Origin of the sequence: Burkholderia stagnalis, from assembly GCF_902830275.1 — a bacterium.
Classification (GTDB): Bacteria; Pseudomonadota; Gammaproteobacteria; order Burkholderiales; family Burkholderiaceae; genus Burkholderia; species Burkholderia stagnalis.
Window position 1 is genome coordinate 12,425 of sequence record NZ_CADESW010000010.1, and the last position, 18,924, is coordinate 31,348.

The window sequence follows — 18,924 nt, forward strand, 5'->3', positions numbered from 1 at the left end:
CGACGAGGTGTCGATCAGGGGGGCGCGTGGCCCCGTGCGGCGCCCGCGCTCGAATGGAATGCCGCGGCCGAATATGCGTCGACAGCGGACCTCCGCGCCGACGAACCGATCCCCCGTGCCACCGTGCCCACAATGCTCATCACTCTGTGCCCTGTTGATTTCGGGGGAAACCTGCGCGCGGCAATGCACCTTTTTCTATTCCGCGCCCCACCCGAATACTTATTTATTTAAATATTTTGCAAACCGATAAAGCGTTTTATTTATTTCATTTTCCCACTCGCCGGTGCAAGCGAGCCGGCCGTCCGGGCCATCCCGCCTGCTCCTGCGCCGACGGCGAGGACGTACCGAGCAGTGTGTCGCGATCCGGCCGGCCGTGTATTTTTTCGAGCGGACGAATTGTTTTAGCGAGCGGAAAACCTGCTCGTCGCGCACGCATTGCCGGCCATTTTCGATACACGCATAACCGGCAAATAATGCCGAAAATAACCAGGAAAATATTTCCGGATTTTCTTCGAAATCGCGCCCCGCCTCGCCTCCCACTATTCGGGACGCCGACGCGCGGCAAGCCGCTCCGGGGCAGGCATGTTGCAACACCATGACGCCCGGATCGCGCAATATTCCCCGCCATTGTTTCTGCCCGTTTATAATTTTGAGATAGCGCGTCCGCGGGTCGCGATGTCGTCCGTCCTGTTTACCTCCCACTCGTTCGTCGTCATGTCATCTCGCTTGCCTGGTTCGACGTCGCTGCAGGCCGCGCCGGATATCTCCGGCGCCCATATCCTGGTCGTGGATGACCGGCCGAACGAGCTTCAGTTGCTGATCGAGATACTGCGTATCGCGCGATGCCGGATCAGCGTCGCATTCGATGGCTTGCAGGCGTACCACCGTGCCCAGGCGATCGCCCCGGACCTGATCCTGATGGATGTGCGCATGCCCCGCATGGACGGCTTCGCCGCATGCAGGTTGCTGACCGCCACCCCCGCCACGCAGGCCATCCCGATCATCATCCTGACCGCCGAGGGCGATCTCGATCGTCGCATCGAAGGGCTCGAGACCGGTGCCATGGACTACATCGTCAAGCCATTCGAACCGGCGGAAGTGATCGCGCGCATCCGGAATCATTTGAAGAAGGTGCTGCGCAAACGCGTCGACGAACACCTGCCCGCGCTTCCCGACAATCCGGATGCTTCGCTCGTCCGGGCGGCCAGCGAGATCCTGCTGCGTGACCTGCGCAATCCACCGACGCTCGAGGCGCTCGCCAAGCGAGTCGGCACGCACGAGAAGCGCCTGTCCCGCGTGTTCCGGGACACGCTCGGGCAGACGGTGTTCGAATATCTGCGCGATACGCGATTGCGCACCGCCCAGCGCTTTCTTGCCGATACGTCGATGGGCATCGGGGATATCGCCGAAGAGATCGGTTTTTCCACCGCGGGCAATTTCGCCACCGCGTTCCGCGAACGCTTCGACATGACGCCGTCCGATTGGCGACGGCAGCGCGGCCAGATCCACGCCGACGACTCTGGCGACGAACCGCAGCCCGATGCGTAGGCTCCACGTCGCATGGGCGTCGGGGTACCGAGCGCTGCTGTTCGGCTTGCTGCTCGCGTGTCTCTCCCATTCGGCCGCGCGGGCGGCGACGACCGAACCTGCCGCGCTGCTGGAACACGTCTCGGCATTCGAAGACGCCACGGCCGCGCTGACCGTCGACGAGGTACTCGCGCGTTTCACGCATGCGCCAGGCAGCTTCCTGCCCGCGACCAAGGAGCGGCTCGCCCCGGGATTTTCACGGTCGGCGTGGTGGCTTCATCTCACTGTGGTGAATCGCGCCGGCGCGGCGCGCGCGCTCACGCTGGCGCTCCGTGATGCGCGTGTCGATCGCGTCGATTTCTACACACTCCGGAACGGCCGATGGACACCGGAAGCCGTGTTCCCTCCAGCCGGCGTCGACGCATTTGCGGCACGAGCCCGGTACCCGGTGCTCGACATCACGCTCCCGCCGGGCGAAGCGCTTCCCGTCCTGGTGCGTGTCACCTCCCGCAAGGCGATGCGCCTCGAACCCACGATCATGACCCGGCAGGCGTGGCAAGCAAACGAGCTGCGCGCTGCCATGTGGGACTGCGGGCTGCTCGGCGGACTGCTGGCGCTCGCGTGGTCTGCGTTGCTGATCGGGTTCTTTTCCCGCAGCGGCGCGTTCTATCTGCTGGCGGCGCTGACCCTCTGCACGGCGTTGTTCGAGGCGGGCGTCCGCGGCTATACGCGAACGTATCTGTGGCCCGATTCGCCCGAATGGTCGGCCCGCAGCGAAACCCTGTTCGCGTATCTCGCCATCGCATGCTTCATCGTGTTCGTCCTGAAGATCGCACGCGGCGAACAGGTCCGGTTGCCGGTGCGCATCGCCTACCTGGTCGTATTCGCCCTCGAATGCGTCGGCATGGTGGGCACCGCGTTCGGCGATCTCCATTTCTTCGTGCAATTCTGCGCGCGCCTGAACGCCGGGTTCGGCATCTTGAATATCTGCATCGTGCTGCTGCTTGCCAGGCGCCGAACCCCGACCGGCCGCCTGATGCTGGTCACGGTCAGCTTCGGGTTGTTCAATTTCCTGGTACGGACGATCGGCGAACTCGATGCGGCCCTGCCGGCGCTCTCATGGTTGAAGTCCGATATCTATCCCAACCCCGTCATCGCGATCATCGGCCTCGCCACGCATCTCGTGGTCCTGGCCGCGTGGATCAACCATGTGGGCCGGCAACGCACCGAAGCGCGGCAGCGGCTGGAACACTGGCAACTGACGGAGCAGGAGCGGCTGCGGGAGGAAGTCGCCAAACGGACGCTCGCGCTCAATGACGCGCTTCATCAGGCGAACACCAACATGCAGCAGAAGATCGAGACCCTCGGCTACGTGAGCCACGATCTGCGCGCGCCGCTGTCCACGATCAACGGTTACTCGAAACTCCTGCTGCAAGGCGCCACGCAGAAGCAGACCCGGCTGATCCAGTCCATTGATCGAAGCATCCGGTATCAGCTGACCCTGATCGACGAATTGCTGGAGTTCACGAAGGCCGAACTGCAGCCGCTCAGCGTCGCGCCCGATGCCACGGACCTGCCCGGCCTGCTGGACGATATCGGCAGCTATGCCGTTGCACTGTGCGCGCAGCAGGACAACCGGTTCGTCTATCGGCCGCTCGCGTCGCTGCCGCGGACGCTGGTGATCGACGGAATTCGTCTCCAGCAGGTGTTGCTCAACCTGCTGTCCAACGCGTCGAAATTCACGCGCAACGGCGTCGTCACGCTCGCCGTCGACGCGCGCCGGGAATCCGACGGGTACCGCATCGGCATCGAGGTTGCCGACACCGGCATCGGCATCGACGTGAACGGCAAGTCCGACATCTTCCGCGCGTACCAGCAAGTGCATGCCGTCGACGGCGGAACCGGGCTTGGCTTGTTCATCGCCCAGCGCATCGTCAAGGCCATGGGGGGCGAACTGGCCGTATCCAGCAAACCGGGTGTCGGCACGTCGTTTTCATTCCAGATCGTCGCGCGTGCGGTCGGGCACACGCTCGTGGCGCCGTCGGATCTCGCCCGCCTGTCTTCGCCGCAGGTCGATGCAACGCACGCCCCGGTGCCGAACCTTTACCGCGCGCCATCCGTGAAGGCCCTCGATGAACTGGCCCGATTCGCAAGGAACGGCCGCCTGACCGACGTGGAAGCATGGATCGAAAGACATGCGCCCGATTCCGGTCACGCGGGCTTGCTCCGCGAAGTGCAGGCGCGCATCGATGCGCTGGATTTCGAGGGAATCGAGGTGCTCGTCGAGTCGCTGAAAACGCGGGAGGAATCCGCGTTTCATTCCGAGGCCGCGGCGCATGCTGGCGAGGGCGAGCGGTTCGGATGAATCGGTCAAACGCCCGATCCGAGCAAAACCAGCAGGAACAATATTGCTCAAACGGACGGGTAATCAAAGCATCCCTGTTCCCGGCATCCGTCTCACATCAGAACCAATCGCGCTCCGCGTCCGGAACACAAAACCATGCGTGCCTGTACGCGTTCCTTCTCGACTGGCAGATCACGGGTATGTCTCTCCATTCCTTATCTCGCCTCCATCGTATCTCCATCAAATTTCACGAGAACGCTCACCGACGCCAAGCACACTCCTCGTTGTCTCATCAGGCCTTGGACACACGGGTACGCGTGAGGCGCAAGACCGTGGCTTGAAGGATGTATGTCGTGAGTCCGGCTGTTCGCGGGGGGCGAACGCGCCGGCCTTCGACCGTCAGCGTATCCGGTCGAAATCGACGTTGTGCCCCAAGTTATCGACTCACCGCATGGACACCTTTCCAACCTTGATTGCCTGCGAGCACCGCGACAGCGTCGCCCGACCTGCCCGGGCAACGCGTCGCTGTTGAAGCGTTTGTTCTCAATCCGATTACCGGCCACCCGGCCAGTCATCAGTCTCATCCGCCTCGGCCGGAAACCGATGCTGCCCAAACCGCAGAGTCAGCACGCCCACCGCAAGCAGCACGATACCGAGCGTCGTCATCAGCATGTGTTCCGGGCTGTCCGTCACGCCGCGCAGGATCAAGTCCCGCGCGAGCGACGTCATCGCGATATAGAGCGGAAAACGCACCGGCAGCCGCCCGAGGCGCAGGTAGCGGACGGTCATCGCGAGCACCTCGAGGTACAGGAACATCAGCAGCAGGTCCGTCAGCGAAACCCCGCCCGCCATGACGACCTTCCACGCTTCCTGCCCCATCGCAAACGACGTCGCCAGACCGATCAGGACGAGCCCGGCGAGTTCGGCCGCGTGGAGAAAGCGGTCGAAGCGCCGGCGAATGCGGTCTGCCGCGGTCGGCAGCGGACGGGAAGTGTTCAGCGTGTTCAAGATGATAGGCAGCCAAAAATTGGATCGAATGTCGATCGGAAACGCATTCGCTGTCGATTCGTTATCCATATCAATACGCGGCGAATCGATCCGCGCTTCGCCGATCGCCAGCGGATGGCATGGATGAAGCGCCGTGCCGGCGCCATTGCGCATGTCGCCGATCAAGCCGCCCTAATCTACTGCACGCGGCGCGGTGGCATCAAGAGCACAGCTGCCCCCGCTCCGCATGCCGCCCCGGCAATGAATCAAGCATTCGAATAACAGATCGGCGATCCGGGTTCCAAATACGCACCGAAGCTGATAGATTGCTTGCGCATCAATGTTCTGCGGCATGCGCCGCGCCGAGCGAGGGCCGCCGGCGTTCGGCGAACGCGCGACAAAATGGCGCGCCTCCCCGCCGCATGATTACGCCTGTCACAAAAGAGAACACAGACGCATGACACACTTCGCCGTTTTGCAACCGCGCTGCATCGATTCGCCGATCCGCGTATCGTATCGGCATCACTGAGGCACGCTCCGATGCAGATACATCCCCCCTCCTCCCAGAACGTCCACAGCCCGCCGACCCGCAACGCGATCTTCCTCGTTGCGACCGTCAACCCGGGCGCCGACCACGCGGACACGGTCCGCGCGTGGTGCGGCGATATCGCCGCCCTCGTCCGCTCGGTCGGCAAGCGCGTGCCGTCCGGCAACCTGTCCTGCGTATGCGGCTTCGGCGCCGATGCATGGGATGCGCTGTTCGGCGCGCCACGGCCGGCGGAATTGCACCCGTTTCGCGAGTTCGGCGCGGGGCAGCGCGTCGCGGTGGCGACACCCGGCGACATCCTGCTGCACATCCGGGCCGACGCGATGGATCTGTGCTTCGAGCTGGCGACGCAACTGGTCGGGCGCCTCGGCGACGCGGTGAAGATCGTCGACGAAGTACATGGCTTCCGCTATTTCGACCAGCGCGCAATAATCGGCTTCGTCGACGGCACCGAGAATCCGACCGGTGGCGAAGCCGTCGACTTCACGGTGATCGGCGACGAAGATGCCGAATTCGCGGGCGGCAGCTATGTGATCGTGCAGAAATACCTGCACGACATGGCCGGATGGAACGCACTGCCGGTCGAGACGCAGGAGCGCATCATCGGCCGCACCAAGCTGTCCGACATCGAGCTCGACGCCGCGGTCAAGCCGTCGTCGTCGCACAGCTCGCTGACGACGCTGGTCGAAAACGGCGAGGAAGTGAAGATCCTGCGCGACAACATGCCGTTCGGCCGCCCCGGCGCGGGCGAGTTCGGCACCTACTTCATAGGCTACGCGCGCTCGCCCGCGCCGATCGAACAGATGCTCGAGAACATGTTCGTCGGCCGGCCGCCCGGCAACTACGACCGGCTGCTCGATTACAGCCGCGCGGTGACGGGCTCGCTGTTCTTCGTGCCGGCGGCCGACCTGCTCGACGCGCTCGCGACGCGCGCCGCGCCGGCCGCCGGCGCCGACGAGCCGCCCCCATCCCCATCGACCGAGCCGCCGTCCAACGGCTCGCTGAACATCGGATCGCTGAAAGGAGCCCACCCGTATGAATAACCTGCACCGCGAACTCGCCCCGATCTCGTCGGCCGCCTGGTCGCAAATCGAGGAGGAAGTGGCCCGCACCTTCAAGCGCTCGGTGGCGGGCCGGCGCGTGGTCGACGTCGAAGGCCCCGGCGGCACCGAACTGTCGGCCGTCGGCACCGGCCACCTGCTCGACCTCGACGCGCCGCGCGACCAGGTCGGCGCCAGGCTGCGCGAGGTGAAGGCGCTCGTCGAGCTGACCGTGCCGTTCGAACTCGCGCGCGACGCGATCGACAGCGTCGCACGCGGCGCGCGCGACGCCGACTGGCAGCCCGCGAAGGACGCGGCGCAGCGCCTCGCCTACGTCGAGGACAGCGCGATCTTCGACGGCTACACGGCCGCGGGCATCGCCGGCATCCGCCAGGCATCGTCGAACCGCGCACTCACGCTGCCGGCCGACGTGCGCGATTATCCGGCCGCGATCGGCGAGGCGCTCGAAGCGCTGCGGCTCGCGGGCGTCGACGGCCCCTATTCCGTGCTGCTCGGCGCGGATGCGTACACGGCGCTCGGCGAAGCGCGCGAGCACGGCTATCCGGTCATCGATCACATCAAGCGGATCGTCAGCGGCGAGATCATCTGGGCGCCCGCGATCACCGGCGGCTGCGTGCTGTCGACGCGCGGCGGCGATTTTGCGCTGCATCTCGGCGAAGACGTGTCGATCGGCTATCGCAGCCACAACGACGACGTCGTGCGCCTGTACCTGCGCGAAACGTTCACCTTCCTGATGCTGACGAGCGAAGCATCGGTCGCGGTGGCGCCGCAACCGCCGGCGGCGTAACGCTTTCCCGGCGACGCGGACGCACGATCGTCCGTGTCGCCGCGGCCCTCCCTCCGCCCTTCCCCGACAGCCCTCCTTCGCGCGGATACCGCATCGCGCCCGATACCGCGCGCGGCATTCGCACGACGAAACGCGACGCACGCGCATTCGTCTGTACTCCATTCCGGCACGCACACCGCGCACAGGCGCGCGCACAAGGGTGCAATTCACCCGCCACGACAGGCCGAACTGTGCCTTGGATGGCACCCGTCGATCCGCTATTTTTTGCACGTAGTCGCGGTGACGCTGCGGGCGTCATGAAGCACGCGCGTTCCCGCCGTCGGCGCGCACCACGCGCACCGCATCCGCCATAGCCCAATCGACCCCTTCCACCGACAGGAGCCGCCCCGCCATGCCCGCCCTTTGCGATATCTGTCACGCCCGGCCCGCGGTCGCGCGCGCCACCGTGATGCAGAACGGTGAACGCAAGTCGATCTCGATCTGCGACTATCACTTCCGCCAGCTGATGCGGCATCAGAGCATGTCGAACCCGTTCGATTCGCTGCTTGGCGGCGGCGGCCTGTCGCCGATGTTCGGCGACGTCGACGAGCCGCTGGCCGCCGAGATCCCGCGCGAGTCGGTCGACCCGACCGACGCGTTCAGCGAACAGACCCTCGAGTTGCTGCAGCGCGCGGCGGAGAAGGCCCACGAGTTGCGCCGCAACGAACTCGATACCGAACACCTGCTGTACGTGCTCGCGGATACCGATGTCGGCACGGCGCTGCTGAAGGAACTGAAGCTGTCGCCGCAGGACATCAAGGGCTACATCGACGAGCACGCGCAGACCGGCAGCGCCGATCCCGACGCGTCGATCGACCGGATGTCGATCTCGCCGCGCATGAAGAAAGCGATCCAGTTCGCGTTCCAGGCGTCGCGCGATCTCGGCCACTCCTATATCGGGCCCGAGCATCTGCTGATCGGCCTCGCGGCCGTGCCGGACAGCATCGCCGGCGCGCTGCTGAAGAAATACGGCGTGACGCCCGAGGCGCTGCGCCAGAAGGTCGTGAAGGTGGTCGGCAAGGGCGCCGAGGATGGCCGCGTCGACACGCCGACCGGCACGCCGAACCTCGACAAGTTCGGCCGCGACCTCACCGCCCTCGCCCGCCAGGGCAAGCTCGACCCCGTGCTCGGCCGCGCGCAGGAAATCGAGAGCACGATCGAGGTGCTCGCGCGGCGCAAGAAGAACAACCCGGTGCTGATCGGCGAGCCGGGCGTCGGCAAGACCGCGATCGTCGAAGGCCTCGCGCAGCGGATCGTCAACGGCGACGTGCCGGAAGTGCTGCGCGACAAGCGGCTGGTCGAAGTCAACATCAACTCGATGGTCGCGGGCGCGAAATATCGCGGCGAATTCGAGGAGCGCGCGAAGCAGCTGATCGACGAAGTCACCGCGAAGCAGGACGAGCTGATCCTGTTCATCGACGAGCTGCATACGATCGTCGGCGCGGGCCAGGGCGGCGGCGAAGGCGGCCTCGACATCGCGAACGTGCTGAAGCCGGCGCTCGCGCGCGGCGAGCTGAGCCTGATCGGCGCGACCACGCTCAACGAATACCAGAAGTACATCGAGAAGGATGCGGCGCTCGAGCGGCGCTTCCAGCCGGTGCTCGTGCCCGAGCCGAGCGTCGAGCAGACCATCGTGATCCTGCGCGGCCTGCGCGACAAGCTCGAGGCGCACCACCAGGTCACGTTCGCGGACGACGCGTTCGTCGCGGCCGCCGAATTCGCCGACCGCTACATCACGTCGCGCTTCCTGCCCGACAAGGCGATCGACCTGATCGACCAGGCCGCGGCCCGCGTGCGGATCGGCTCGACGTCGCGGCCGGCGGACATCCAGGAACTGGAAGCCGAGGTCGCGCAGCTCAAGCGCGAGCAGGACTACGCGTCGTCGCGCAAGCGCTTCGACGAGGCGAAAGGCTTCGAGGAACGCATCGCCGACAAGCAGCAGCAGCTCGACGCGCGCATGGAAGCCTGGCAGCGCAAGACGGGCTCGGAGACGCTCGAGGTGACGGTCGCGTCGGTCGCGGAGGTGGTGTCGCGCATGACCGGCATCCCGGTCGCCGAGCTCACGCAGGAAGAGCGCCAGAAGCTGCTGCAGATGGAAGAACGGCTGCGCGAGCGCGTCGTCGGCCAGCACGATGCGGTGGTCGCGGTGAGCGACGCGGTGCGGCTGTCGCGCGCGGGCCTCGGCCAGACGCACCGGCCGATCGCGACGTTCCTGTTCCTCGGCCCGACCGGCGTCGGCAAGACCGAGCTCGCGAAGGCGCTGGCCGAAACCGTGTTCGGCGACGAGCAGGCGATCATCCGCATCGACATGTCCGAATACATGGAGCGTCACGCGGTGGCGCGGCTGATCGGTGCGCCGCCGGGCTACGTCGGCTACGACGAAGGCGGCCAGCTCACCGAGCGCGTGCGGCGTCGCCCGTACAGCGTGATCCTGCTCGACGAGATCGAGAAGGCGCACCCGGACGTCTACAACGTGCTGCTGCAGGTGTTCGACGACGGCCGCCTGACCGACGGCAAGGGCCGCGTGGTCGACTTCAGCAACACGATCCTGATCGCGACCAGCAACCTCGGCGCCGCGATCATCATGGACAACCTCACGCAGCCGGACGCCGCACGCAAGACCGACAAGGCGATCAAGGACGAGCTGATGCAGGTGCTCAAGGGGCACTTCCGCCCCGAGTTCCTGAACCGGATCGACGAGATCATCGTGTTCGACGCGCTGACGAAGGACAACATCCGCGCGATCGTGCAGATCCAGCTCGATCGCGTGGTGCGCACCGCGGCCGCGCAGGACATCGCGCTCGTGATCGGCGAGTCGCTCGTCGCGCACCTGTCCGAAGTCGGCTACCAGCCGGAATTCGGCGCGCGCGAACTGAAGCGGCAGATTCGCCAGATCATCGAGACGCGGCTCGCGAAGGAGATCCTCGGCGACACGCTGAAATCGGGCGACCGCGTCGAGATCGACTACGACAAGGACAGCGGCGACGTGACGTTCAACAAGCTGCCGCCGGCCGACCAGAAGGAAACCCGCTAGCGCAGCCGCCGCACCCCGATCGAGCGGCGCGCGCCCCCGCACGCGCCGCTGGCGCCGCCCCGCCCTCGCGCGGCGGCGCCGAACCCGGCCGCCACGCGGCCTAACCCGAGTCGCGATCCGGCGTCGCCGGAACGGCTCACGGAGCATTCACATGACAAATCGACGCGAAGTGCCAGGTATCAGGAAGTACGACGGGCCCGCCGGCGGTTGGGGCGCGCTTCGCGCCACGGCCGATGCCGTACGGACGCAGATGGACGCCATCGAGGCGCCGATCATCCTGATGCGGACCAACCAGCCAGACGGCTTCGATTGCCCCGGCTGCGCATGGCCCGACAAGGAGCACAAGTCCACGTTCCAGTTCTGCGAGAACGGCGCGAAGGCCGTCACGTGGGAAGCGACGAGCAAGCGCGTGACGCCCGAGTTCTTCGCGGCGAACACCGTGTCGTCGCTGTTGCGCATGTCGGATTACGAACTGGAGAACATGGGCCGGCTCACGCATCCGCTCGTCTACGATCGCGCGAGCGACACGTTCCGCGCGGTCGAATGGGACGACGCGTTCGCGCGCATCGGCGAGGTGCTGCGCGGCCTGCCGCCCGAACAGGTCGAGTTCTACACGTCCGGCCGCGCGTCGAACGAAGCCGCGTACCTGTACCAGTTGTTCGCGCGCGAGTTCGGCACCAACAACTTCCCCGACTGCTCGAACATGTGCCACGAGCCGACCAGCGTCGGCCTGCCGCAATCGATCGGGATCGGCAAGGGCACGGTGTCGCTCGAGGATTTCGATCATTGCGACCTGATCATCTCGATCGGCCACAATCCCGGCACGAACCACCCCCGGATGATGGGCACGCTGCACGAATGCTCGCGGCGCAACGTGCCGATCATCGTCTTCAATCCGCTGCGCGAGCGCGCGCTCGAACGTTTCGCGGATCCGCAGGACATGATCGAGATGGCGTCGTTCGGCTCGACGCGCATCGCATCGACGTACTTCCAGGTCGACGCGGGCGGCGACGCGGCCGCGCTGAAAGGCATCATGAAGGCGCTGTTCGCGCTCGAGGCCGAACAGGGCAACGTGCTGGACCGTGCGTTCATCGCCGAGCACACCAGCGGGTTCGACGCGTTCGCGGCCGACCTCGAGGCGACGACGTGGGACGACATCGAGCGCGCGAGCGGCCTGAGCCAGGCGCAGCTCGAACAGGTCGCGCTCGCGTACGCGAAATCGAACGCGACGATCGTCACCTACGGGATGGGCGTCACGCAGCACAACAAGGGCACCGCCACCGTGCGCCTGATCGCCGACCTGTTGCTGCTGCGCGGCAACTTCGGCAAGCCCGGCGCCGGCATCTGTCCGCTGCGCGGCCACTCGAACGTGCAGGGCAACCGCACGGTCGGCATCACCGAGAAGCCGTCCGCCGACTTCCTGAAGAAGATCGAGGACGTGCTCGGCTTCACCCCGCCGGCGCATCACGGCCACGACGCGGTGCAGACGATGCAGTCGATGGTCGCCGGCACCTCGAAGGCGCTGATCTGCCTCGGCGGCAACTTCGCGGTGGCGCTGCCCGATCCCGAGCAGTCGTTCCCGGCGATGGGCAAGCTCGACCTGAGCGTGCACATCGGCACCAAGCTCAATCGCTCGCACCTGCTGGTCGCGAAGGAAACCTACGTGTTCCCGTGCCTCGGCCGCACCGAGCTCGACGTCCAGGCGGGCGGCACGCAGTCGGTGACGGTCGAGGATTCGATGTCGATGGTGCACGCGTCGGCCGGCAAGCTGAAGCCGGCGTCCGAGCACCTGCGCTCCGAGCCCGCGATCGTTGCCGGCATGGCGCATGCGACGCTGCCGAACAGCAAGGTGCAGTGGCTCGACCTGATCGCCGACTACGACCGGATCCGCGACCTGATCGACAAGACGATTCCCGGCTTCGAGGCGTTCAACGCGCGCATCCGCACGCCGGGCGGGTTCCGCCTGCCGCTGCCGCCGACCGAGCGCGTATGGCCGACGGAGACCGGCAAGGCGATGTTCTCGGTCTACAAGGGCGTGAAGGAAGACGCGGACGTGCTCGGCGCCGAGCACGTGCTGCGCCTGATCACGCTGCGCAGCCACGACCAGTACAACACGACGATCTACGGGCTCGACGACCGCTATCGCGGCGTGTTCGGGCGTCGCGACGTGCTGTTCATGAACCCGGCGGATCTCGCGAAGTACGGGCTCGAGCATGGCGATCTGGTCGACATCGAGACGGTCGCGCCGTCGGGCCGGCCGCTGCGTCTCGAGAAGATCACCGCGATCGAGTACGACATCGCGCCGGGGTCGGTGGGTGCGTATTATCCGGAAGCGAACGTGCTGGTGCCGCTTGACTATATCGACAAGGAAAGCGGTACGCCGTCGTATAAGTCGGTGCCGGTGCGGGTGGTGAGGTCGGCTACCGTGTGACGATGGAAGGCACGGATTCGTAGCCGTGCCGTCCACGTGAAAATGGCGCGTCGATGACGCGCCATTTTTTCGCCTTTTTTCGTACCGCGCTGCGGCGCGGCAATTCACGTCAACTGATACGTCTCCGTCGGCGCAACCTCCTTCGGCAATTCAGCCCCACAAAGCTCCAGCACCGACCGCTCGATCGTCCGGGCCATCGCATCGAGCGCCAGCGCATTGGGCGCCGTGCTGAACGGCTCGGCCACTTCATTGGCGATCGCTTCGAGCGCGATCAGCGTATACGAGATGAACACACAGATGAGCGGCGTGAAGAACTCCGTCGAATCGACGAGCCCGAACGGCAGCAGCACGCAGTACGCATAGACGGTGCGATGCAGCAGCACGCTGTACGCGAACGGGATCGGCGTCGACGCGATCCGCTCGCAGCCGCCCACGGCATCGCCGAGATGATTGAGCTGCGCGTCGAACATCCAGGTCGTGACGTCGGGCCCGGCGGCGGCACGGCCCTGCATCCGCAACAGGTTGCCCCGTATCTCGTCGAGCAGCGCAACCGGCTTGTAGACCTTGCCGCTCAGCGCATCGATGCGCTCGCGCCCGAGGATGCGCGTCAGGTCCTCGCCCGGATCGGTGCGGCGCAGCTGATGCTTCAATGCGTAGACGAATGCGATCAGCAAGTCGGTCGTCTGGTTGCGCTCGGCCGCGTCGACGTGCTCGGGCAGGTAGCGGCGCATCTGCGACGTCAGCGCGCGCGACGCGATCAGCACGTTGCCCCACAGATGGCGCGCCTCCTTGAAGCGCTCGAAGCTCGCGTTGTTGCGAAACGCGAGGAAGATCGCGAGCGCGAGGCCGAACAGCGTGAACGGCGCCGTGTTGAGCGGAATCTTCTCGCCGAAGATGCGGCCGTTCGTGAAGACCGCCAGCGTGCTGACGATCGCCATGAAGACGAGCTGCGGAATGATCGATTGCAATACCGAGCCGTTCCATACGAACAGCATCTGCAACCAGTTTTGTCTCGGTCTGACGATCATGATGATTCTCTGCGGGCCGCGGCACGGCCGCGTGGCCCCTGCGTAACGAAAACGGCCCCGCGAGGCGGGGCCGGAGTGCGGGCGTCGCGAAGCCCGTTGGCATAGCCTGCGCCCGCAGGCATCAGTGGTGGTAGCCGTCCCCTTCGCGCACCTTGCCGCGGAACACCCGGTACTGCATCGCGTTGTAGACGAGGATGATCGGCAGCACGATCACTGTGCCGACCAGCGCGAACAGCTGGCTCGAATGGCTCGACGATGCGTCCCAGATCGTCAGCGACGGCGGCACGATGTTCGGCCAGATGCTGATGATGAGGCCCGTGTAGCCGAGGAAGCAGATCGCGAGCGTGAGCAGGAACGGCGTCGCCTCGTGCTTGTGGCGCACGGTGTGGAGGATGCCCCACACGCAGGCGAGCACCAGCACCGGCACCGGCGCGAACCAGATCAGGTCGCCGCTGCCGAACCAGCGGTGCGCGACCGCCGGCAGGCCGACCACCGTCCACAGGCTGACGATCACGATCGCGCCGAGCAGCACGCCGGTCAGCGGCTTCATCAGCAGGCGCATCTTGCGCTGCAGCTCGCCGTCGACCTTCAGGATCAGCCAGCCGCAGCCGAGCGCCGCATAGGTGACGAGCACGCCGAGCCCGCAGAACAGGCTGAACGGCGACAGCCAGTCGAACGCCCCGCCGACGAAGCGGCCGTCGGCGATCTTGATGCCCTGCAGCAGCGAGCCGAGCACGATGCCCTGGCAGAACGCCGCGAGCGCGGAGCCGCCGATGAACGCGAGATCCCACAGGTGCTGCGTGCGATTCGCCTTCGCGCGCAACTCGAACGCCGCGCCGCGGAAGATCAGCCCGACCACCATCAGGATCAGCGGCAGGTAGTTCGCCGGCAGCAGCGTCGAATACACGACCGGGAACGCGCCGTACAGCCCCGCTCCGCCGAGCACGAGGAACGTCTCGTTGCCGTCCCACACCGGCGCGACGGTGTCGAGCATCACCTGCCGCTCGACTTTCGCGTCGAAGAACGGAAACAGCAGGCCGATGCCGAGGTCGAAGCCGTCCAGCGCGACGTAGATGAACACCCCGAGCCCGATGATCGCGGCCCAGACGACAGGAAGATCGATATGCATGGCGGGCTCCTTATTCCGCTTCGGTGACGTCCAGCGGCGTGGACAGCGCGCTCTTGCGCAGCCCCGGATGCCGGTGCAGTTCGATGTACCCGGCGTTCGCCGCCGGCCCGCGGTTCATCAGTTTCAACATGTAGTACACACCTGTCCCGAATACGAGGAAATACACCACCACGAAGATCAGCAGCGATACGCCCACCTGCTGCGCATCGAGCGGCGCGACCGAATCGATCGTGCGCAGCACGCCGTAGACCGTCCACGGCTGCCGGCCGACCTCGGTCGTGATCCAGCCGGCGAGCAGCGCGAGGATCCCCGACGGCCCCATGCACAGCACGAACCACTGGAACCAGCGCGTTTCATAGAGCCGCCCGCCCTTTCTCAGCAGCAGGCCGAGCAGCGCGGTGAGCAGCATCAGCATGCCGAGGCCCGCCATGATCCGGAACGTCCAGAAGATGATCGTCGAGTTCGGGCGGTCCTGCGGCGGGAACTCCTTCAGCCCGCGGATCTCGCCGTCCCAGCTGTGCGTGAGGATCAGGCTGCCGAGGTGCGGCACCTGCACCGCGTAGCGCGTGACTTCCGCCTTCATGTCCGGAATGCCGAACAGGTTCAGCGCGGTGCCGCCCTTCTCGGTTTCCCACAGCCCTTCGATCGCCGCGATCTTCGCCGGCTGGTACTGGCGCGTGTTGAGGCCGTGCGCGTCGCCGATGACGATCTGCACCGGCGCCAGCAACAGCAGGATCCACAGCGCCATCGAGAAGCTGCGCTTGACCGGCTCGTCGCGGCGGCCCTTCAACAGGTGCCATGCACCGCACGCGGCGACGATGAAGCCCGCGACGATGAACGCCGCGATCGTCATGTGCAGCAGGCGGTACGGGAACGACGGGTTGAACACGATCTTGAGCCAGTCGACCGGCACGACGATGCCGTCCTGGATCGCATAGCCCTGCGGCGTCTGCATGAAGCTGTTCGACGACAGAATCCAGAACGTCGAGATCAGCGTGCCGATCGCGACCATCAGCGTCGCGAAGAAATGCGCACGCGGGCTCACGCGGTTCCAGCCGAACAGCATCACGCCGAGGAAGCCGGCCTCGAGGAAGAACGCCGTCAATACTTCATACGTCAGCAGCGGCCCGGTGATGTTGCCGGCGATGCGGGAAAACCCGCTCCAGTTCGTGCCGAACTCGTAGGCCATCACGACGCCGGACACGACGCCCATGCCGAAGCCGACCGCGAAGATCTTCGACCAGAACTGGAACATCGATTTGTACGCGGCGTCCCCCGTTGCCAGCCAGCGCCATTCGAGCACCGCGAGAAAACTCGCCATGCCGATGCTGATTGCGGGGAACACGATATGAAAGGACACCGTGAACGCGAACTGGAGTCGCGCCAGGTGGAAGGCATCGAAGATTTCCATGACCGTAGTGTGCTCGTGGTTGTAAAGACGTCCGCCCGAAGCAGGCAACCCTGCGACGGCCCGGCCGCCGCACCTGCGTGCCGACCCAGCGATCACATGTGTATCGCATCGCACCGACAACGAAGCGAAACGACGATATCGCGTTTCGAATGGCGCCCGCAATCAATCGTGCGCGCCGGCGAACTGTGCTCGTTGCCTCCCTTTCGATGTGTACATGTAAAACACACACACGTCGCATCGCGCCCGCCAGCTGTACTGCTTTTCCGGCCGCGAGGCTGTACACGCGCGGCGCGGCCGAACCCTCGTAAGCTTGGTCTCAGTCCGGATGCCCGGCGCTCGAACGCCCACGCGACGACCGCCACGGCATCCACCATCATCCGCCGGCCCGGCGTGCGTCCGACAGGACGATCGCCGCGGCCGGCGCCGTCGAGAGGATTCCTTCATGCAGCCCTGCGCCCTCCCCGTCGAACCGACCGGCAGCGTGGCGCGCGACGTGACGCGCCATCGCCGCGGCGAGCTCGTGCGCGTCGCCGACCGCGTGGTCGAGGAGCGCCCGGTCGCGCTCGTGTTCAACGACATCTCGCACGCGGTGATGATGGCCACGCCGATCGACCTCGACGTGTTCGGCCTCGGCTTCGCGCTCAGCGAAGGCATCGTCGAGCGCGCGTCGGACGTGTTCGACATCGAGAGCGAATGCACGGCGGCGAGCGCCGTGGTGCGCCTCACCGTGTCGCAGCGCGCGTTCATGGCGCTGAAGGAGCGCCGGCGCGCGCTGGCCGGCCGCACCGGCTGCGGCGTATGCGGGATCGAGAGCATCGCGCAGCTCGACCTGCATCCGCCGCGCATCCGCCATGCGGGCGCGGCGGCCGGCATCGGCACCGATGCGCTTGAGCGCGCCGCGCGCGCACTGCCCGCGCACCAGGTGCTGATGCGCGACACCGGCGGCATCCATGCGGCCGCGTGGTGCAGCCGCGACGGCGAAGTCGTCGACGTGTTCGAGGACGTGGGCCGCCACAACGCGCTCGACAAGCTGATCGGCCGGCTCGCGCAGCGCCGCGCGGACACGCGCGACGGCTTCGTGTTCCTGTCGAGCCGCGCGAGCTACGAGCTGGTCCGCAAGGCCGCGCGCCTCGACATTCCGATGGTCGCGACGATCTCCGCGCCGACCTCGCTCGCGATCGACGTCGCGCACGAGGCCGGCATCCGGCTGCTCGGCTTCTGCCGCGGCGACGGCTTCGTCGAATACGCCGCGCCGGCCGACGCCCCCGTTTCGCTTGAAGCGCCTGACCTGTGACCTGTGACTTGTGACGCCGACATGACCCGACCGATCGATTTCGATACCGCCCAGCAGCACTTCGCACATACGTTCGCGCGGCCGCTCGCCCGCACGTCCGTGCCGCTCGCGGAAGCGGCGGGCCGCGTGCTGGCCGCGCCGCTCGCCGCCGTGCTCGACCAGCCGAGCGCCGACCAGAGCGCGATGGATGGTTACGCAGTGCGCTACGCGGATCTCGCACATGGCGAGCCGCTGCCCGTCGCGCAGCGCTGTTATGCGGGCGATGCGCCGCAGCCGCTCGCAGCGCGCACCGCCGCACGCATCTTCACCGGCAGCCTGATTCCGCCCGGCGCGGACACCGTGCTCATGCAGGAAAGCGCGCACGAGCAGGACGGCCACGTGAGCTTCGACGACAGCGCGCGGGCCGGCACGCACATCCGCCGCCGCGGCGAGGAATGGCGCGCGGGCCAGGTGCTGATCCCCGCGGGGGTGCGCCTGCAGGCCGCGCACGTCGGGATGATCGCGTCGCAGGGGATGGCGTCCGTCGACGTGTATCCGGTGCCGCGCGTCGGCATCCTGACGACCGGCGACGAACTCGTCGCGTGCGGCGACGCGCGGCTGCCGCAGCAGATCTACAACAGCAACGCGCCGATGCTGGCCGCGCTGGTCGCGGGCACCGGCGCGCTCGTCAGCCGCAGCGTGCATGCGCGCGACACGCCGGCCGCGATCGACGCCGCGCTGCGCGACATGCGCGCGCAGTGCGACCTGCTCGTCTGCGTCGGCGGCGCATCGGTCGGCGACAGGGATCTGGTGCGCCCCGCGCTGAGCGCGCTCGGCGCGTCGTTCGTGCTGTCCGGCGTGCGCATGAAGCCCGGCAAGCCGGTCGCGCTCGCGCGGCTCGACGGCATGCCGGTGGTGCTGCTGCCCGGCAACCCGGGCGCGGCGCTGACCACCTTCGCGCTGTTCGTGACGCCGCTGATCCGCTGCCTGCAGGGCCGTGAAGACCGCCTGCCGGCGCCCCCGTGGCTGCCGCTCGACGCCGACGTCGAAGCGGACGGCGCGCGCGAGCGCTTCATCCGGGTGCGCTGCGACATCGCGCCGAACGGCTCGCCCGTGCTCGACGCGCTGCGCCAGCAAGGCGCCGGCACGCTGCAGTCGCTCACGCAGGCCGGCGGCGTCGCGCGGCTGCCCGCCGGCCGCGCGGTAGCATGCGGCGACGCGGTTGCGTACTACGACTTCGCGCAATGGCTCGCGTGACGCCAGCCCGTCCGTTCATGTCGCAGCGCGGCGCGGCGCACGCCCGCTGTGCTCTGCGCGCCGAACTGT

The 18,924-nt window shown here is 66.7% G+C and carries 12 protein-coding genes and 1 pseudogene; 8 read left to right on the forward strand and 5 right to left on the reverse strand.

Features of this window, described 5'->3' with window-relative positions:
- Positions 1 to 219 precede the first annotated feature (219 nt).
- Entirely contained in the window at positions 220 to 597 is a 378-nt protein-coding gene (locus tag HWY45_RS18375) for a hypothetical protein (protein WP_124516654.1), read from the reverse strand.
- A 117-nt stretch (positions 598 to 714) separates the two neighbouring features.
- Between HWY45_RS18375 and HWY45_RS18380 the strand changes: the two genes are divergently transcribed.
- Positions 715 to 1,548, forward strand: coding sequence for a response regulator transcription factor (locus HWY45_RS18380; RefSeq protein ID WP_059881878.1), 834 nt, complete (start codon positions 715 to 717; stop codon positions 1,546 to 1,548).
- Positions 1,541 to 3,892: a sensor histidine kinase gene (locus tag HWY45_RS18385; RefSeq protein WP_059881853.1), complete on the forward strand. Its 2,352-nt coding sequence runs from the start codon at positions 1,541 to 1,543 to the stop codon at positions 3,890 to 3,892. Before HWY45_RS18380 ends, HWY45_RS18385 begins: the two co-directional genes overlap by 8 nt.
- 531 nt (positions 3,893 to 4,423) lie before the next feature.
- On the opposite strand, the gene HWY45_RS18390 is transcribed toward HWY45_RS18385, so the two are convergent.
- Entirely contained in the window at positions 4,424 to 4,870 is a 447-nt protein-coding gene (locus HWY45_RS18390) for a phosphate-starvation-inducible protein PsiE (RefSeq protein WP_059881876.1), read from the reverse strand.
- Between the two features lie 528 nt (positions 4,871 to 5,398).
- On the opposite strand from HWY45_RS18390, the gene HWY45_RS18395 reads away from it, so the two are divergent.
- The 4 genes and pseudogenes from HWY45_RS18395 to HWY45_RS18410 all read left to right on the forward strand — a co-directional run bounded on the left by HWY45_RS18395 (position 5,399) and on the right by HWY45_RS18410 (position 12,757).
- Complete coding sequence (locus tag HWY45_RS18395; protein ID WP_059881851.1) at positions 5,399 to 6,448, forward strand: Dyp-type peroxidase; 1,050 nt, start codon at positions 5,399 to 5,401, stop codon at positions 6,446 to 6,448.
- Positions 6,441 to 7,253 carry a family 1 encapsulin nanocompartment shell protein gene (locus HWY45_RS18400; protein ID WP_059881849.1) on the forward strand — a complete coding sequence of 271 codons (813 nt, stop codon included), beginning with the start codon at positions 6,441 to 6,443 and terminating at the stop codon, positions 7,251 to 7,253. Before HWY45_RS18395 ends, HWY45_RS18400 begins: the two co-directional genes overlap by 8 nt.
- Positions 7,254 to 7,644: 391 nt before the next feature.
- Positions 7,645 to 10,323 (forward strand): annotated as a pseudogene (locus HWY45_RS18405) (ATP-dependent Clp protease ATP-binding subunit); the annotation flags it as partial.
- Positions 10,324 to 10,477: 154 nt separating this feature from the next.
- A complete protein-coding gene (locus HWY45_RS18410) occupies positions 10,478 to 12,757 on the forward strand; it encodes an FdhF/YdeP family oxidoreductase (protein ID WP_059881847.1) in 2,280 nt (759 codons plus the stop codon).
- A gap of 104 nt (positions 12,758 to 12,861) precedes the next feature.
- Here HWY45_RS18410 and HWY45_RS18415 read toward each other — a convergent pair whose 3' ends face one another.
- From HWY45_RS18415 to HWY45_RS18425, 3 genes are all read right to left on the reverse strand, one after another.
- Entirely contained in the window at positions 12,862 to 13,785 is a 924-nt protein-coding gene (locus tag HWY45_RS18415) for a bestrophin family protein (protein ID WP_059881845.1), read from the reverse strand.
- A gap of 121 nt (positions 13,786 to 13,906) precedes the next feature.
- On the reverse strand, positions 13,907 to 14,914 hold the full coding sequence (gene cydB / locus HWY45_RS18420; RefSeq protein WP_059561811.1) for a cytochrome d ubiquinol oxidase subunit II: 1,008 nt from the start codon (positions 14,912 to 14,914) through the stop codon (positions 13,907 to 13,909).
- Positions 14,915 to 14,924: 10 nt separating this feature from the next.
- Positions 14,925 to 16,325 carry a cytochrome ubiquinol oxidase subunit I gene (locus tag HWY45_RS18425; RefSeq protein ID WP_059881843.1) on the reverse strand — a complete coding sequence of 467 codons (1,401 nt, stop codon included), beginning with the start codon at positions 16,323 to 16,325 and terminating at the stop codon, positions 14,925 to 14,927.
- A gap of 442 nt (positions 16,326 to 16,767) precedes the next feature.
- Here HWY45_RS18425 and fdhD point away from each other — a divergent pair, with 442 nt between their 5' ends.
- On the forward strand, positions 16,768 to 17,619 hold the full coding sequence (gene fdhD, locus HWY45_RS18430) for a formate dehydrogenase accessory sulfurtransferase FdhD (protein WP_059881842.1): 852 nt from the start codon (positions 16,768 to 16,770) through the stop codon (positions 17,617 to 17,619).
- 21 nt (positions 17,620 to 17,640) lie between these two features.
- A complete protein-coding gene (locus HWY45_RS18435; RefSeq protein WP_059801530.1) occupies positions 17,641 to 18,855 on the forward strand; it encodes a molybdopterin molybdotransferase MoeA in 1,215 nt (404 codons plus the stop codon).
- The last annotated feature ends 69 nt before the right edge of the window (positions 18,856 to 18,924 follow it).

Excerpts from the sequence above, each read along its gene's own strand:
- HWY45_RS18395 (WP_059881851.1), top strand. The coding sequence starts at position 5,399 with ATGCAGATACATCCCCCCTCCTCCCAGAACGTCCACAGCCCGCCGACC.
- HWY45_RS18385 (WP_059881853.1), top strand. The coding sequence starts at position 1,541 with ATGCGTAGGCTCCACGTCGCATGGGCGTCGGGGTACCGAGCGCTGCTG.
- HWY45_RS18410 (WP_059881847.1), top strand. The coding sequence starts at position 10,478 with ATGACAAATCGACGCGAAGTGCCAGGTATCAGGAAGTACGACGGGCCC.
- HWY45_RS18375 (WP_124516654.1), bottom strand. The coding sequence starts at position 597 with ATGGTGTTGCAACATGCCTGCCCCGGAGCGGCTTGCCGCGCGTCGGCG.
- HWY45_RS18435 (WP_059801530.1), top strand. The coding sequence starts at position 17,641 with ATGACCCGACCGATCGATTTCGATACCGCCCAGCAGCACTTCGCACAT.
- HWY45_RS18425 (WP_059881843.1), bottom strand. The coding sequence starts at position 16,325 with ATGGAAATCTTCGATGCCTTCCACCTGGCGCGACTCCAGTTCGCGTTC.
- HWY45_RS18415 (WP_059881845.1), bottom strand. The coding sequence starts at position 13,785 with ATGATCGTCAGACCGAGACAAAACTGGTTGCAGATGCTGTTCGTATGG.
- HWY45_RS18400 (WP_059881849.1), top strand. The coding sequence starts at position 6,441 with ATGAATAACCTGCACCGCGAACTCGCCCCGATCTCGTCGGCCGCCTGG.
- fdhD (WP_059881842.1), top strand. The coding sequence starts at position 16,768 with ATGCAGCCCTGCGCCCTCCCCGTCGAACCGACCGGCAGCGTGGCGCGC.
- cydB (WP_059561811.1), bottom strand. The coding sequence starts at position 14,914 with ATGCATATCGATCTTCCTGTCGTCTGGGCCGCGATCATCGGGCTCGGG.
- HWY45_RS18380 (WP_059881878.1), top strand. The coding sequence starts at position 715 with ATGTCATCTCGCTTGCCTGGTTCGACGTCGCTGCAGGCCGCGCCGGAT.